The 13,118-nt window shown below is 66.0% G+C and carries 12 protein-coding genes; 3 read left to right on the plus strand and 9 right to left on the minus strand.

The features are described 5' to 3' along the window. Positions 1-165 precede the first annotated feature (165 nt). The 3 genes from CFB24_RS10840 to CFB24_RS10850 all read right to left on the minus strand — a co-directional run bounded on the left by CFB24_RS10840 (position 166) and on the right by CFB24_RS10850 (position 3,361). On the minus strand, positions 166-1,701 hold the full coding sequence (locus tag CFB24_RS10840; protein WP_088520627.1) for an acyl-CoA carboxylase subunit beta: 1,536 nt from the start codon (positions 1,699-1,701) through the stop codon (positions 166-168). Between the two features lie 197 nt (positions 1,702-1,898). Next, on the minus strand, positions 1,899-2,693 hold the full coding sequence (locus CFB24_RS10845) for an ATP12 family chaperone protein (protein WP_088520628.1): 795 nt from the start codon (positions 2,691-2,693) through the stop codon (positions 1,899-1,901). 8 nt (positions 2,694-2,701) lie between these two features. Continuing rightward, positions 2,702-3,361, minus strand: a complete 660-nt coding sequence (locus CFB24_RS10850; RefSeq protein WP_088520629.1) for an HAD-IA family hydrolase — start codon at positions 3,359-3,361, stop codon at positions 2,702-2,704. 214 nt (positions 3,362-3,575) lie between these two features. Between CFB24_RS10850 and CFB24_RS10855 the strand changes: the two genes are divergently transcribed. Then, positions 3,576-5,663 (plus strand): carbon starvation CstA family protein, encoded by a 2,088-nt coding sequence (locus CFB24_RS10855; protein WP_088520784.1) that lies wholly within the window; start codon positions 3,576-3,578, stop codon positions 5,661-5,663. Next, positions 5,635-5,850, plus strand: coding sequence for a YbdD/YjiX family protein (locus tag CFB24_RS10860; protein ID WP_088520630.1), 216 nt, complete (start codon positions 5,635-5,637; stop codon positions 5,848-5,850). The genes CFB24_RS10855 and CFB24_RS10860 overlap by 29 nt, the downstream gene beginning before the upstream one ends. A 12-nt stretch (positions 5,851-5,862) precedes the next feature. Here the strand turns inward: CFB24_RS10860 and CFB24_RS10865 are convergent, their stop codons facing one another. The 3 genes from CFB24_RS10865 to parC all read right to left on the minus strand — a co-directional run bounded on the left by CFB24_RS10865 (position 5,863) and on the right by parC (position 9,085). Continuing rightward, on the minus strand, positions 5,863-6,366 hold the full coding sequence (locus tag CFB24_RS10865; protein WP_088520785.1) for an RES family NAD+ phosphorylase: 504 nt from the start codon (positions 6,364-6,366) through the stop codon (positions 5,863-5,865). A gap of 8 nt (positions 6,367-6,374) precedes the next feature. Continuing rightward, positions 6,375-6,725, minus strand: a complete 351-nt coding sequence (locus CFB24_RS10870; protein WP_088520631.1) for an antitoxin Xre/MbcA/ParS toxin-binding domain-containing protein — start codon at positions 6,723-6,725, stop codon at positions 6,375-6,377. A gap of 113 nt (positions 6,726-6,838) precedes the next feature. Beyond that, positions 6,839-9,085, minus strand: a complete 2,247-nt coding sequence (gene parC / locus CFB24_RS10875; RefSeq protein WP_088520632.1) for a DNA topoisomerase IV subunit A — start codon at positions 9,083-9,085, stop codon at positions 6,839-6,841. A gap of 269 nt (positions 9,086-9,354) precedes the next feature. Here parC and CFB24_RS10880 point away from each other — a divergent pair, with 269 nt between their 5' ends. Then, on the plus strand, positions 9,355-9,600 hold the full coding sequence (locus tag CFB24_RS10880; RefSeq protein ID WP_088520633.1) for a hypothetical protein: 246 nt from the start codon (positions 9,355-9,357) through the stop codon (positions 9,598-9,600). A 196-nt stretch (positions 9,601-9,796) separates the two neighbouring features. Here CFB24_RS10880 and CFB24_RS10885 read toward each other — a convergent pair whose 3' ends face one another. From CFB24_RS10885 to surE, 3 genes are all read right to left on the minus strand, one after another. Then, positions 9,797-11,440, minus strand: a complete 1,644-nt coding sequence (locus CFB24_RS10885) for a LysM peptidoglycan-binding domain-containing M23 family metallopeptidase (RefSeq protein WP_088520634.1) — start codon at positions 11,438-11,440, stop codon at positions 9,797-9,799. Between the two features lie 128 nt (positions 11,441-11,568). Further along, positions 11,569-12,270: a protein-L-isoaspartate O-methyltransferase family protein gene (locus tag CFB24_RS10890; protein WP_158255161.1), complete on the minus strand. Its 702-nt coding sequence runs from the start codon at positions 12,268-12,270 to the stop codon at positions 11,569-11,571. 13 nt (positions 12,271-12,283) lie between these two features. Further along, a complete protein-coding gene (gene surE / locus CFB24_RS10895) occupies positions 12,284-13,036 on the minus strand; it encodes a 5'/3'-nucleotidase SurE (protein WP_088520636.1) in 753 nt (250 codons plus the stop codon). Positions 13,037-13,118: the final 82 nt, after the last annotated feature.

Genomic DNA, 13,118 nt, shown 5'->3' on the forward strand with positions numbered 1-13,118 from the left:
TTCAACTCACGAGCCCGCGCGGAAAGCGCCATCAGCAAGTGATTAAAATTTTATGCGAAAGGTCTTAACCTTGCGTTACCTTAGGTAATCGCGAGCAATGCTCAAGCTCAAGTGTAAAATAAAACACGCCTCCCGCCGGGTCGGCGGGAGGCGTTTTCATCCGCCTTACAACGGAATGTTGTCGTGCTTCTTCCAGGGATTCTCCAGCTCCTTGTTGCGGAGCATGGCCAGCGCGCGCGAAATCCGGCGGCGCGTGCCATGGGGCTGGATCACCTCGTCGATATAGCCGCGTTCGGCGGCGACGAAGGGCGACAGGAAGCGGTCCTCATATTCGCGGGTGCGCTCGGCGATCTTGGCGGCATCGCCCATATCCTGACGGAAGATGATCTCGACCGCGCCCTTGGCGCCCATCACGGCGATCTGCGCGCTCGGCCAGGCGTAGTTGACGTCGCCGCGCAGGTGCTTGGAGGCCATCACGTCATAGGCGCCGCCGAACGCCTTGCGGGTGATGATGGTGATCTTCGGCACGGTGGCCTCGGCATAGGCGAACAGCAGCTTGGCGCCATGCTTGATGAGGCCGCCATATTCCTGCGCGGTGCCGGGCAGGAAGCCGGGCACGTCGACGAAGGTGACGATCGGAATGTTGAAGGCGTCGCAGAAGCGCACGAAGCGCGCCGCCTTGCGAGAGGCGTCGGAATCGAGCACGCCGGCCAGCACCATCGGCTGGTTGCCGACGAAGCCGACGGTGCGGCCGTCGATGCGGCCGAAGCCGACCACGATATTCTTGGCGTGAGCCTCCTGAATCTCGAAGAAGTCGCCCTCGTCGGCGATTTTCGTGATCAGTTCCTTGATGTCGTAGGGCTTGTTGGGATTATCGGGGATCAGCGTGTCGAGCGACATGTCGATCCGGTCGCAATCGTCGAAGGTCGGCCATTCCGGCACTTCGTCGGTGTTGGACGCGGGCAGGAAGTCGATCAGGCGGCGCATCTGCAGCAGGGCCTGCAGATCGTTGTCATAGGCCTTGTCGGCGATGGACGATTTGGTGGCGTGCACCGAGGCGCCGCCGAGTTCTTCCGCCGTCACGGTTTCGTTGGTGACGGTCTTCACCACGTCCGGACCGGTCACGAACATATAAGACGTGTCCTTGACCATGAAGATGAAGTCGGTCATCGCCGGCGAATAGACGTCGCCGCCCGCGCACGGCCCCATGATCACCGAAATCTGCGGAATCACGCCGGAGGCCAGCACGTTGCGCTGGAACACCTCGCCATAGCCGCCAAGCGCGGCCACGCCCTCCTGGATGCGGGCGCCGCCGGCGTCGAACAGGCCGATGATCGGCGCGCGGTTGCGCAGCGCCATATCCTGGATCTTGATGATCTTTTGCGCGTGGGTCTCAGACAGCGAGCCGCCGAGGACCGTAAAATCCTTGGCGAACACGTAGACCACGCGGCCGTTGATCGTGCCCCAGCCGACGACCACGCCGTCGCCGGGAATCTTCTCGCCCTTGTCCATGCCGAAATCGACGCAGCGATGCTGCACGAACATGTCGAATTCTTCGAAGGACCCGTGGTCGAGCAGCATTTCGATGCGCTCGCGGGCGGTCAGCTTGCCGCGCTTGTGCTGGGCGTCGATGCGTCGCTGGCCCCCGCCGAGTCGGGCGCCCTGGCGGCGTTCGGCGAGAGCTTCGATGATATGTTTCATGAGGCCATTCCGGTCTTGGCGGCATTGCCGCGAAAGAAGAAAATCGGGCGGGGTTTACCACGGGTCGCCGGTCACCGGAACAGGCAAGATGACGCTTGGATGAACGCCTTTTGGCTAATGCCGGGGCGTTCTGCATCACGTAAGGCGCCCATCGGCGCGCCCGAACCGGGACAAGCGGACGCACGGAAACCGGGGCGTCACCCCAGCGCGGCGTACATCTCGTAAGCGGCGCGCATGTCGCGCAAGCGGAGCGCCCGCCGCGCCAGCGCCTCCTCGTCGGCGCCCCAGAGCCGCATCTGGTGGTCTTCGTCCACATGCGCCGCCGCCCAGGCGTCGTCGAATTTCGCGCCGCCCCGCGCCAGCGCCAGGGCGATCAGCACGGATCCGGTCAGCGCCGTCATCTCGTATAGGGCGGTGAGGCGGAAGGCGCCGTCCGGCCTTTGCGCCTCGCCGTCGATCGCCTGGGCGACGGCGGCGACCGACGCCTCCGGCTGGGCGACGAACATGACGCCCTCGGCTAAATGAAATCGCGCGCCCAAAACCTGTTCGGCGAAGTCGAGCATCGGCGTCCAGGCGGCGTTCTGGGCCGCCACCAGCGCGTCCGGTTCGCCGGCGCGATAGCAGACGAGATCGGACCCGGCGAATTTGGCGATTTCCGCCGCCACGGCGGCCATTTGCGCGGCGACGCCGTCGAGCGCGGTATTGGCCATGCGGGTCAGCGGCATGGTCGCGGGGTCGATCGACTCGCCCTGCCCGCGCCATTCGGCGGCGACCGCCTCGGCCAGCGTCGCCGTCGGCAGCACCAGAGCCGCGCGGGACGGGGTGCGCACCGGCTTGCCGTCGAGCGCCAGCCCGAAACCGCGCTCCGCCTCGGCGATGGCCACGTCGGCGTAAAATCTTTTCGGCAACGGACGCTTCATCTCGCGCTGCGCCGCCTTGACCGGATTGCGCTCCTCGTCGGCGACGAAAAGCGCGGAGAGATCGTCACGCATGGAAGAACTCATTGCAGAAACGCGTCCAGCTTCGCCGACAATTCGTCCACGTTGTGGACCAGAACCTGCGCGCCCGCGGGGCGCAGCTTTTCATGCGAATGATAGCCCCAGCAGACGCCGATGCAATGGGCGCCGGCGCGGCGCCCCATCATCATGTCGAAGGTGGTGTCGCCGACCATGCAGGCGTCCTTGACCTCGAGTCCGGTCTCGCGCAGCGCGCGCTCGAACATTTCCGGCGCGGGCTTGGACAGGGCGTCGTCGGCGGTCTGCACCGTGGCGAACAGGCCATGCCAGTTCTGCCGGTCGAACAGCTTTTGCACGCCGGCCCGGCTCTTGCCGGTGGCGATTCCCAGCTTGCAGTCGGGCCGCTCCGCCAACCGGCGCAGCAGCGTCTCGACGCCAGGATAGATTTTATCGTCCTCCGGCGCGGCCTGGGCGCGCAATTCGCTGTAGGCGGCCTTGTAGGCGGCGGCCAGCGTCACCGCCGGCCCCTGGCCGTGGGTGAGTTCGACAAAGGCTTCGCGCAGCGACAGGCCGACCACCGAAAGCGCGCGCTCGCGGCTGGGCGGCTCGAAGTTATGAGCGGCGAACGCGCGCCGCTGCGCCTCGACAATGAAATTCTGGCTGTCCACCAAAGTGCCGTCGATATCGAACATGACCAGCTTCATCGCGGCGACTCCTTGTAGACGCTTCCTGCAGGCGATTCCGGCGCGACTATAGAGGCGGGCGCCGGTTTCGCCAATTCCGACATAGGCTTAGAAACTGCGGGCCTCACGCGGGCGTTATCCGGCTCCGGGAGCTTGACGGGCTGGCGGCGAGGAGTCATCCCTTTGCGTCCTGATAGGGAAACAAACTGGGCCAGACCCGGTGGAGGAAACGTCGATGACGAGCGTGTCGCAAGCCGGCAAACCGGCTTTGGTCTCCTATTTGCCCTGGGCGGCGGTGGCGCTGCTGGGCGCCTTCGCGCTGGGTACGGTGGCGCTGCATCGCGGCGAGAGCATCAATGCGCTCTGGCTGGTGACGGCGGCGATCTGCACCTACCTGATCGCCTATCGCTTCTACAGCCTGTTCATCGCCCGTTACGCCCTCAGGCTCGACGACGGCCGCCCGACCCCGGCGGTGCGCCACAATGACGGGCTCGACTACGTCCCCACCGACAAATACGTGCTGTTCGGCCACCATTTCGCGGCCATCGCCGGCGCCGGCCCGCTGGTCGGCCCGGTGCTCGCGGCGCAGATGGGCTATGTGCCGGGAACGCTGTGGCTGCTGGCCGGCGTGGTGTTCGCCGGCGCGGTGCAGGACTTCACCGTGCTGTTCCTCTCCACCCGCCGCGACGGCCGTTCGCTCGGCGACATGATCAAGACGGAAATGGGCGTGACCGCCGGCCTGATCGCGCAATTCGGCGTGCTCGCCATCATGATCATCCTGCTGGCGGTGCTGGCGCTGGTGGTGGTCAAGGCGCTCGCCGGCAGCCCCTGGGGCACCTTCACGGTGTTCTCCACCCTGCCCACCGCGCTGCTGATGGGCGTGTACAACCGCTTCATCCGCCCCGGCCGCATCGCGGAAATGTCGATGATCGGCTTCGTGCTGCTGATCGGCGGCATTCTGTACGGCCAGACCGTCGCGGAAAGCCCGACGCTGGCGCCGCTGTTCACCTTCAAGGGCGAGACGCTGGCGCTGATCCTGATCGGCTATGGCTTCGTCGCCTCGGTGCTGCCGGTCTGGCTGCTGCTGGCCCCGCGCGACTATCTCTCGACCTTCCTGAAAATCGGCACGATCTTCGCGCTGGCGATCGGCATCGCGCTGGTCATGCCGACGCTGAAAATGCCGGCGGTGACGCAGTTCATCGACGGAACGGGGCCGGTGTTCAAGGGCGCGATGTTCCCGTTCCTGTTCATCACCATCGCCTGCGGCGCCGTCTCCGGCTTCCATGCGCTGATCGCCTCGGGCACCACGCCGAAAATGGCCATGCGCGAATCGGAGCTGCGCTTCATCGGCTACGGCGGCATGTTGATGGAGAGCTTTGTCGGCATTATGGCGCTGATCGCCGCCACGGCGCTGGAGCCGGGCGTCTATTTCGCCATGAACGCGCCGGCGGGCGTGATCGGCGCCGACGCCGCCAAGGCGGCTTCGGTGATCTCCGGCTGGGGCTTCGTCGTCACCCCGGACATGCTGACCCAGGCCGCCAAGGACGTGGGCGAAAGCACAATTCTTTCGCGCGCGGGCGGCGCTCCGACGCTGGCCGTCGGCATGGCCGAAATCCTTGCCGGCTTCCTCGGCGGCTCGGCGATGAAGGCGTTCTGGTATCATTTCGCCATCCTGTTCGAGGCCCTGTTCATCCTGACCACGGTGGACGCCGGCACCCGCGTCGCCCGCTTCATGATCCAGGATCTCACCGGCCATTTCGTGCCGTTCATGTCGCGCACCCGTAATTGGGCGGCGAACCTGATCGCGACCGCGCTGGCCGTGGCGATGTGGGGTTATTTCCTGTATCAGGGCGTGGTGGATCCGCTCGGCGGCATCAACACCTTGTGGCCGCTGTTCGGCATCGCCAACCAGATGCTGGCGGCGATCGCGCTGATCCTGTGCACGGCGGCTTTGTTCAAGATGAAGCGCGACCAGTACGCCTGGATCACGCTGCTGCCGACCTTCTGGCTGCTGATCTGCACGCTGACCGCCGGCTGGCAAAAGCTGTTCGACAGCAACCCCGCCATCGGCTTCCTGGCGCAGGCGGATAAATTCGCGACCGCCGCCGCTCAGGGCAAGGTGCTGGCGCCGGCCAAGACCGTCGAAGACATGGCCCGCGTGGTGAACAACGCCTATGTCGACGCCGGCCTGACCGCCATCTTCATGGTGGTGGTGCTGGCCATGATCGTCTCGGGCGTGGCGACCGTGTTCAAGGCGCGCTCCAACCCCAATGTCACCACCAAGGAGGTCGGCGATGCTGGACTGTTGCCCTCCAAAGCTTAGGAACTTCGGCAAGGCCCTGCGCCAGACGGCCGCGCTGATGTGCGGCCAACCCGACTACGACGCCTATGTCGCCCATGTCGCCCGGACTCATCCGGGCGTCGACCCCATGAGCCGCACGGAATTTTTCCGCAACCGGGAAGACCGGCGGTTCGGAGTGGGCAACAATGCGGGCTTCAGGTGCTGCTGAGATTTCGCCCGCTCAACTCCGAGCGGGCGACAATCGTCCTTCGTCGTCAATGAGGATCAGCCGCGCGGGCGCGTCCGCGCCCCAGGTCCACAGCACGAGATTGAGATCGTCCCCGGTTGAGCCGGGGGCGAAACTGCGGACGAGCAGGCCGCAATAACCCGCCTTGTTCAGCCGGCCTGCGAACGTCTGGCCGCGCGCCTCGCCCGTTTTCATTTCATCGCGCCATGTCGACGCCGCCAGCGTTTCCGGCGTCATGCCCTCGCACGCCAGCGCGGCGAGGTCGCGCGTGTCGAAAATGCTTTCGATGTCCGCCTCGAAGCAAACCAGCGTGGTCGGCTGCAGCGCGCCGACCTGATTGGCCTCGCGCAACGCCGTCAGCGGCGACAGCGACATATAGAGCGCCGGAACGCTCTTGGCGTTGAACCGGCCGCCGAAGCGCGCGGCGCCCGCGCCCGACAGCGGCTCTTTCGCGTAAATCGGATTCAGCGCCCGATACAGCTTGCCGCGATAATGCAGCCCTCCGCTCACGCGTGGACGCCGGCGTCCACGGCGTCGATATAGTCGAGCACGTCTTCGGCGCGGCCGTCGCGCACCAACTGCATGGCGGTCTGGCTCGAAAAGCCGGGAAGCGGCTCGGAGCGATACCAGGCGTAGGCCAGCAGCGCCGAACCGAAGCGCGGCTCGACCTTGTTCAAGATTTCGACCATTTCGCGCAGGCGACGCTGCGTTTTGTCCGAGCGGACGCGGTCGGCGCGTTGCACGGCGTCGCGGCCGAGGCCGGCGGTGCGGGCGATCTCGGCGCTGGTGGTCAGCAATGTGTCCGCGATTTTTCGCGGGGCGAAATAGCCGTTGTCAGCATACTGGGCGAGGCCCATGGGCGCATACTCCGCAAACTCTGACACAATATAGCGTCAAGAGTTGCGTGATTCAACGCGACGCCGAGGCCAACGCCCCTCCCCGCGCACGGGAAGAGGGAGAAGCGCCTCCCTCACCCGAACTTGTTGTTGCGTGGGAAATTCTTTGGCGGCAACCGGCCGGCGTCGGCGCGCGTGCCCAGCCATTCGGTCAGCGCGTCCTTGGCGACATTGTGAACGCGGCCCGCCGAATCCGTCCACGACAGGCCGTCGTCGAGCGCGAACGTCTTGAGGTCCGAGAGACCGCCGTCCTTGTAGCGTTGCAGCCGCACCCCCTTGCCGCGCGTCATCTCGGGAATTTCCGAAACCGGGAAGCACAGCAGTTTTCTATTCTCGCCCATCGCCGCGACCGTGTCGCCCTCGACGGGAACGATGAAGCGCGCGGTCGCCCCCGCCTCGACATTGAGCAGCATCTTGCCCTTGCGGGTGTTGGCGATCATGTCGTTCTCGGCGGCGACGAAACCGCGCCCGTCGCTCGACGCCACCAGCATCTTGCCGTCGGGCTTGTGCACGAACACGGCGGCGACATCGGCGCCGTCGTCAATATCCGCCAGCAGGCGAATCGGCTCGCCCGCGCCGCGCCCACCCGGCAATTTCGACGCGTCCAGCGTGAAAATCTTGCCGTCGCTCGACAGCACCATGATCTTGGACACCGTCTCGGCGAAGAACGACACCAGCAGGCCATCGTCGCCCTTGTATTGCAGGTTGGCCAGATCCGACACCTGCCCTTTTAGCGCCCGGATCCACCCTTTTTGGGTCACGACCACCGTGACCGGCTCGCGCTCGACCAGCACGTCGGTCAGGTCGAAATTCTCCGCCACCGCCGGCGGCGCCTCGAACGTGGTGCGGCGCTTGCCGAGGGCGGTCAGCGGCCCCCATTTCTTCTTCATCTCGCGGATTTGCGCGACGATCGCCTTCCACTGGCGCGGCTCCTCGCCGACCAGCAGCTCCAGCTCGCCCTTTTCGCGGGTGAGTTCGGCGTGCTCGTTGCGCAGCTCCATTTCCTCCAGCCGGCGCAAGCTGCGCAGGCGGGTGTCGAGGATGTAATTGGCCTGGTTGTCGGTGAGATCGAACGCCGCCTTCAGCACATCCTTGGGCTCGTCCTCCTCGCGGATGATGCGGATCACCTCATCGAGATTGAGGAAGGCGACGATCATTCCGGCCAGCACTTCGAGCCGGCGCTCGATCTCGCCCAGCCGATGCCGCGACCGCCGCAGCAGCACGTCGCGGCGATGGTCGAGCCATTGCCGCAGCGCCTCCGGCAGCGACAAAACTCGTGGCGTCACGCCGTCCACGAGCACGTTCATGTTCATCGCAAAGCGGGCCTCAAGCTCGCTCATGCGGAACAGGCTCTCCATCAACACATTGGGCTCGACGCTGCGCGAACGCGGCTCCAGCACGACGCGCACGTCGTCGGTCGATTCGTCGCGCACGTCGGCGAGCAGCGGCAGCTTCTTCTCGTTGACCAGCTCGGCCAGCTTCTCGATCAGCCGCGATTTCTGCACGCCATAGGGAATTTCGGTGACGACCGCGTTCCAGGCGCCGCGATTGCCCTCCTCCTTCACCCAGCGCGAGCGGATGCGGAAGGAGCCGCGCCCGGTCGCATAGGTTTCGATGATCGACTCGCGCGAATCGACCACGATGCCGCCGGTGGGAAAGTCCGGCCCCTGCACGAAGTTGCAGAGATCGCGCGCGGTCGCCACAGGATTGGAGATGAGATAGAGCGCGGCGTCGAGCAGTTCCGCGACATTATGCGGCGGAATCGAGGTCGCCATGCCCACGGCGATGCCCTGCGCGCCATTGGCCAGCAGATTCGGGAAGGCGGCGGGCAGCACCACCGGCTCCTTGGCGTCGCCGGAATAATTGTCGCGGAAGTCGATGGCGTCTTCGTCGATGCCTTCGAGCAGCGCGCGGGCCACCTCGGTCATGCGCGCTTCGGTGTAGCGGTAGGCGGCGGCGCCGTCGCCGTCGATATTGCCGAAATTGCCCTGCCCGTCCACCAGCGGAAAGCGCGAGGAAAAATCCTGCGCCAGCCGCACCAGCGCGTCATAGATCGCCTGATCGCCATGGGGATGGAACGAACCCATCACGTCGCCGACGATCTTCGCGCATTTCTTGAACGACGCCCCGGGATCGAGCCGCAGAATGTGCATGCCATAGAGAATGCGGCGATGCACCGGCTTCAAACCATCGCGCGCGTCCGGCAGGGCGCGCCCCATAATGGTCGAAAGCGCATAGGCGAGATAGCGCTCTTCCAACGCGTCGCGCAGGTTGACGGACTGGTTGATCTCGCTGGGCGGCGGAATATGAGCGCGGGCCATGGGCTCCAGATTTTGTTGAAGGCGTGACTTCCGTCCCGGACGAACTGAGCGGGATTGTCTCATCGCACGTCTAGTGCAGCCGGCGCTTCAGTTCAAGTTCGCGCTTCGTTCCAGCTTAAAATTTAATCGAGCTTGTTGCCGATCCGCACTAGCCGTAGCCAATTGGTCGGAATAGAAAACGGAACGCTTCGCAGTTGCGAAGGTTCTTTGAGCACCGCTGTCGTGCGGTTTGCCTTGAACTTGACCTTGACATATTCGCAGAGGGTCTGATGAAGATTTCGAAAGCGCTCACGCCGGCAGTGGTCCTGCTGACGTTCGGCGTCGGTCTTGGCTTGACTTTTTTCACCTCGCAGGGCTCGGCCACGGCCGAAACCAGCGCGGGTTCCTCGGGCAAATTTGACGCTCGCGTCAACACCCTGGCTCTGGACGGCTCGGCGATCTGCGAGGATCGCGAGGTGGAAATGGACGAGGGCTATGCGCTGACCCGCAAGGAAAAGCGCCGCGTCTGCCATTAAAGTCGCGTCCGATAAAACACTTCGAAAAGCGGCCCTTCGGGGCCGCTTTTGATTCCGGGCGCCTGAGTCGGCCCGTCCCGTTCGGAACGCGGCGCCAAAAAGCAAACGGCGAGGCCTTTCATGGGACCTCGCCGTTCATTTTTTCCCGCACCGTGTCTCGCGGTCTGGGGGAAATTCTATGTCCTGAGCCGGGGCGTCACAGCCCCGCCAAAAACCCGGTGGGATCAACCGGCTTGTGGCCTTTGCGCAGCTCGAAATGCAGCTGCGGCGACGACACATTGCCGCTCTGGCCGGACAGCGCGATGGTCTGGCCGCGCTTGACCGTGTCGCCGCGCTTCACGTTGATCGAGCCATTGTTGGCGTAGACGCTGTCGAAGCCGTTGGGATGGTGGATCAGCACCAGATTGCCGTAGCCCTTCAACTCGCTGCCGGCATAGGTGACCACGCCCGATTCGGCCGCCTTCACCGCCGTGCCTTCGGGCACCGCGATATTGATGCCGTCATTGCCGCCCGAAGTGTAGCCGGTGATCACGCGGCCGCGCGCGGGCCAGCGGAATTCCGGATTGGAGCCGTCGGTGGCCGGCGTGGTGCGCGCCACAGCGTCTTCTTCAGGCGCCGCCGTCGGCTGTTTGGACGCGGCGGCGACGGGGACCTGCGCAGGGACGGGCGCCGGCGCGGCTTCCGCGAGCTTGGCGACCGGCTGGGCCGCGGCCTGCTGCTGCAGCTTGGCCTGGGCTTTCTGCGCCAGCTTTTCGGCGCGGGCGGCGTCGGCGGTCTTTTTCGCGTCGGCGGCGGCGGCGAGCTTCGCGGCGGCGCCGGTCTTGCCGACATCGGCGGCGGCGGTCTTGCCGGCGTCGGCGGCCGTCTGGGCGTCCTGCGCCTTGCGCTTCTCAATGGAGGACGCGGCCTCCCGCATGGCGGCGGCGCGCGCCTCGGCGAGCTGCGCCTTGCGGTCGGCGGCGGGATCGAGCCGGGGCTTCGCCGGAGCGGCGACCTGCTCGCTTTCCTCCTGAACCAGAGATTTCGGGCCGGGCTGCATCACCATGCGCGGCTCGCCGCGAGTCGGCGCGGGCTCGGCCCGGGTCGGCGCCGGCGCGGCCATGGCGGGTTCGACCGGGCGCGGCGGCTCGGCCCGGGCCACGCGCGGCGCCGGGGCGCCCGACGCTTCGGCGCGGTGATTGGCGTTGTAAACGGGGATGGTCAGCCGGGAGCCGGGCTGCACCTGCGCCGCGCTGCTGTAGCCGTTCAACTGCAACAGGGTGTCGGTCGGCACGCCATAACGATTGGCGATCGCCTTGGCGCTCTCGCCCTGCGCGACCACCACGGGAACGCCGCCCTCGACCGTCCAGCCGCCGACGCGCGCTGCAACCGCGCGCGGAGAGGGCGCCGGAGCCGCGGCTTGCGGCGGGGCGACCGGACGCGACGAATACGCCGGCGCGGAGGCGGCCTGACCGGGCGGCGGCAAGGGCTGCGACGAAATCGGCGCCGGCGCGCTCAAGGAGCGGCTCGGCATCGGGAGCGGGGCCGGGCGCGAGGAAGCGGCGCGCGGCGCGCGCGACCGGCGCGAATCAACGGGATCGGCGGACTGCCCGGACTCGTCGAAGGTGCGGAAGGTTTCGGAAAAGAACCCGCCCTCCTCGGCCTGCGGCGCGGCGGAGCTCGCGCCGGCGGGCGGCAGCGTGGTCCCGGTCGGGGAACGGTCGTAGCGCGAGGTGGAGGCTTTGAACGGATTGCCGAGCGGATCGTCAAGCCGAGACGAGTCCGCGCAGCCCGACAGGCCCAGGACCGCCACGCCGGCCAACAATAGGCCGCATTCTTTCCGCTTCAGCGCATGAACCATGACGCAACTCACCAAACCCGACACCAACAAGTGGATTTAACGCCACGGGGGTTAAAGGAGCGTTTAAGATGAATCGTCATTCATCAGGGAGCCGGCGCGCAGATGTAAATCAGCCCTAAAAAAGGCTTTCAGCGGCCGGAATAGAGCCCTTGCAGCAGGTTTTGCGCTCGGCACGGCCCCAGCGAGACGATTTCGATCCGGTCGCCCGCGCCGCGCCGGTAAATCAGCCGCTCCATCTTGTCCTGCGCCGCGCCGGCGCCGGCGCGGGCCGCCATCAGCGCCCCGCCCTCCCCCAGCGCGCCCAGCAATGACGGCGGCGGCGCCTCGACGGCGGCGTGGACGACGATGCGGTCGAACAGCCCGAGTTCGGGCGAAATATCGGCGCCGTCGGCCCAGATCACCGCGACATTGTCGATGCGCAGACGTTCGAGTCGTTCACGCGCCGATTTGGCGAGAACATCGAAACATTCGACGCTGACGACCGTATCGACCAGCGCCGAAAGCACCGCGGCGGACCAGCCCGAGCCTGTCCCCACCTCCAGCACGCGCATGTGCGCTGCGACGCCGAGCGCCGCCAAAGCCAGGGCCAATTCCGACGGGCTTTCGATGGTCTGGCCGCAAGGCAGCGGCAAGGCGATGTCGCGCAACGCGAGTTCGATCTGATGCGGGCCGACGAAATTCTCGCGCGGCGCCGACTCCATGGCGCGCAACAGGCTGAGATCGTTGAATCCCTTGGAGCGCAGCCGCAACAGCAATTGCGCGGCCGCCAGCTTCCGCGCCTCTACGCGCGCCTGGGCGGCGGCCGAGGGGAATGGCGGCTTGTAGGCCAAGGTCGAAGCGTCCTCAGCCGAACAGGCTGGCGAAATGGACCAGCGCCGGCTCGTCGGTCAGATCGAGCCGCAGCGGCGTAACCGAGATGCGGTCATGGGCCACGGCTTCGAGATCGGTGCCGGCGCCGGCCACGAAACTCGGGCGCTCGAAGGCGATCCAGTAATACGGGTTGCCCCGGCCGTCGCGGCGCCCCTCGATCTTCATCAACTCCTGCTCGCGCCGGCCCTGCCGCGCCAGCGACACGCCCTTCACCTCGGAAGGGTCGCAGGCCGGGAAATTCAGGTTCATCAGCACGCCCGGCGGGAAGCCGCGCGCCACGATCTTTTGGATCAACCCGGCGGCGTGGGTTTCGGCGCAATCCCAGAACGAATTTTCGCCCGCGTAGCATTGCGACAGGGCGATGGAGGGAAAGCCCAGCAACGTGCCTTCCATCGCGCCGGCGATCGTGCCGGAATAGGTGACGTCCTCGGCGACATTCTGGCCGCGATTGACGCCGGACAGGATCAGATCGGGCGGATTGTCCACCATGATCTTGCGCACGCCCATGATGATGCAGTCGGTCGGCGTGCCTTTGACCGCGAAATGATTGTCGCAAACCTTGCGCAGGCGCAGCGGATCGGACAGCGACAGCGAATGCGCGACGCCGGATTGGTCGCTTTCAGGCGCCACCACCACGACCTCGTCTCCAACCTGTCTGGCGATCCGCTCCAGCACGGCCAGGCCGGGGGCGTGAACGCCGTCGTCATTGGTGATGAGAATGCGCATGAGACCGCCCGCGATTCGAAAGGGATTTGGGCGTTTATAAGCCTGTCCGGCCGGCGCGCACAGCCCCCGCCCGCCCTACCGA

The sequence above is a fragment of the Rhodoblastus acidophilus genome (assembly GCF_900187365.1).
Classification (GTDB): Bacteria; Pseudomonadota; Alphaproteobacteria; order Rhizobiales; family Beijerinckiaceae; genus Rhodoblastus; species Rhodoblastus acidophilus.

Coding starts and splice junctions, on each gene's coding strand:
- CFB24_RS10840 (WP_088520627.1), bottom strand. CDS start 1,701: ATGAAACATATCATCGAAGCTCTCGCCGAACGCCGCCAGGGCGCCCGA.
- CFB24_RS10845 (WP_088520628.1), bottom strand. CDS start 2,693: ATGCGTGACGATCTCTCCGCGCTTTTCGTCGCCGACGAGGAGCGCAAT.
- CFB24_RS10850 (WP_088520629.1), bottom strand. CDS start 3,361: ATGAAGCTGGTCATGTTCGATATCGACGGCACTTTGGTGGACAGCCAG.
- CFB24_RS10855 (WP_088520784.1), top strand. CDS start 3,576: ATGACGAGCGTGTCGCAAGCCGGCAAACCGGCTTTGGTCTCCTATTTG.
- CFB24_RS10860 (WP_088520630.1), top strand. CDS start 5,635: ATGCTGGACTGTTGCCCTCCAAAGCTTAGGAACTTCGGCAAGGCCCTG.
- CFB24_RS10870 (WP_088520631.1), bottom strand. CDS start 6,725: ATGGGCCTCGCCCAGTATGCTGACAACGGCTATTTCGCCCCGCGAAAA.
- parC (WP_088520632.1), bottom strand. CDS start 9,085: ATGGCCCGCGCTCATATTCCGCCGCCCAGCGAGATCAACCAGTCCGTC.
- CFB24_RS10880 (WP_088520633.1), top strand. CDS start 9,355: ATGAAGATTTCGAAAGCGCTCACGCCGGCAGTGGTCCTGCTGACGTTC.
- CFB24_RS10885 (WP_088520634.1), bottom strand. CDS start 11,440: ATGGTTCATGCGCTGAAGCGGAAAGAATGCGGCCTATTGTTGGCCGGC.
- surE (WP_088520636.1), bottom strand. CDS start 13,036: ATGCGCATTCTCATCACCAATGACGACGGCGTTCACGCCCCCGGCCTG.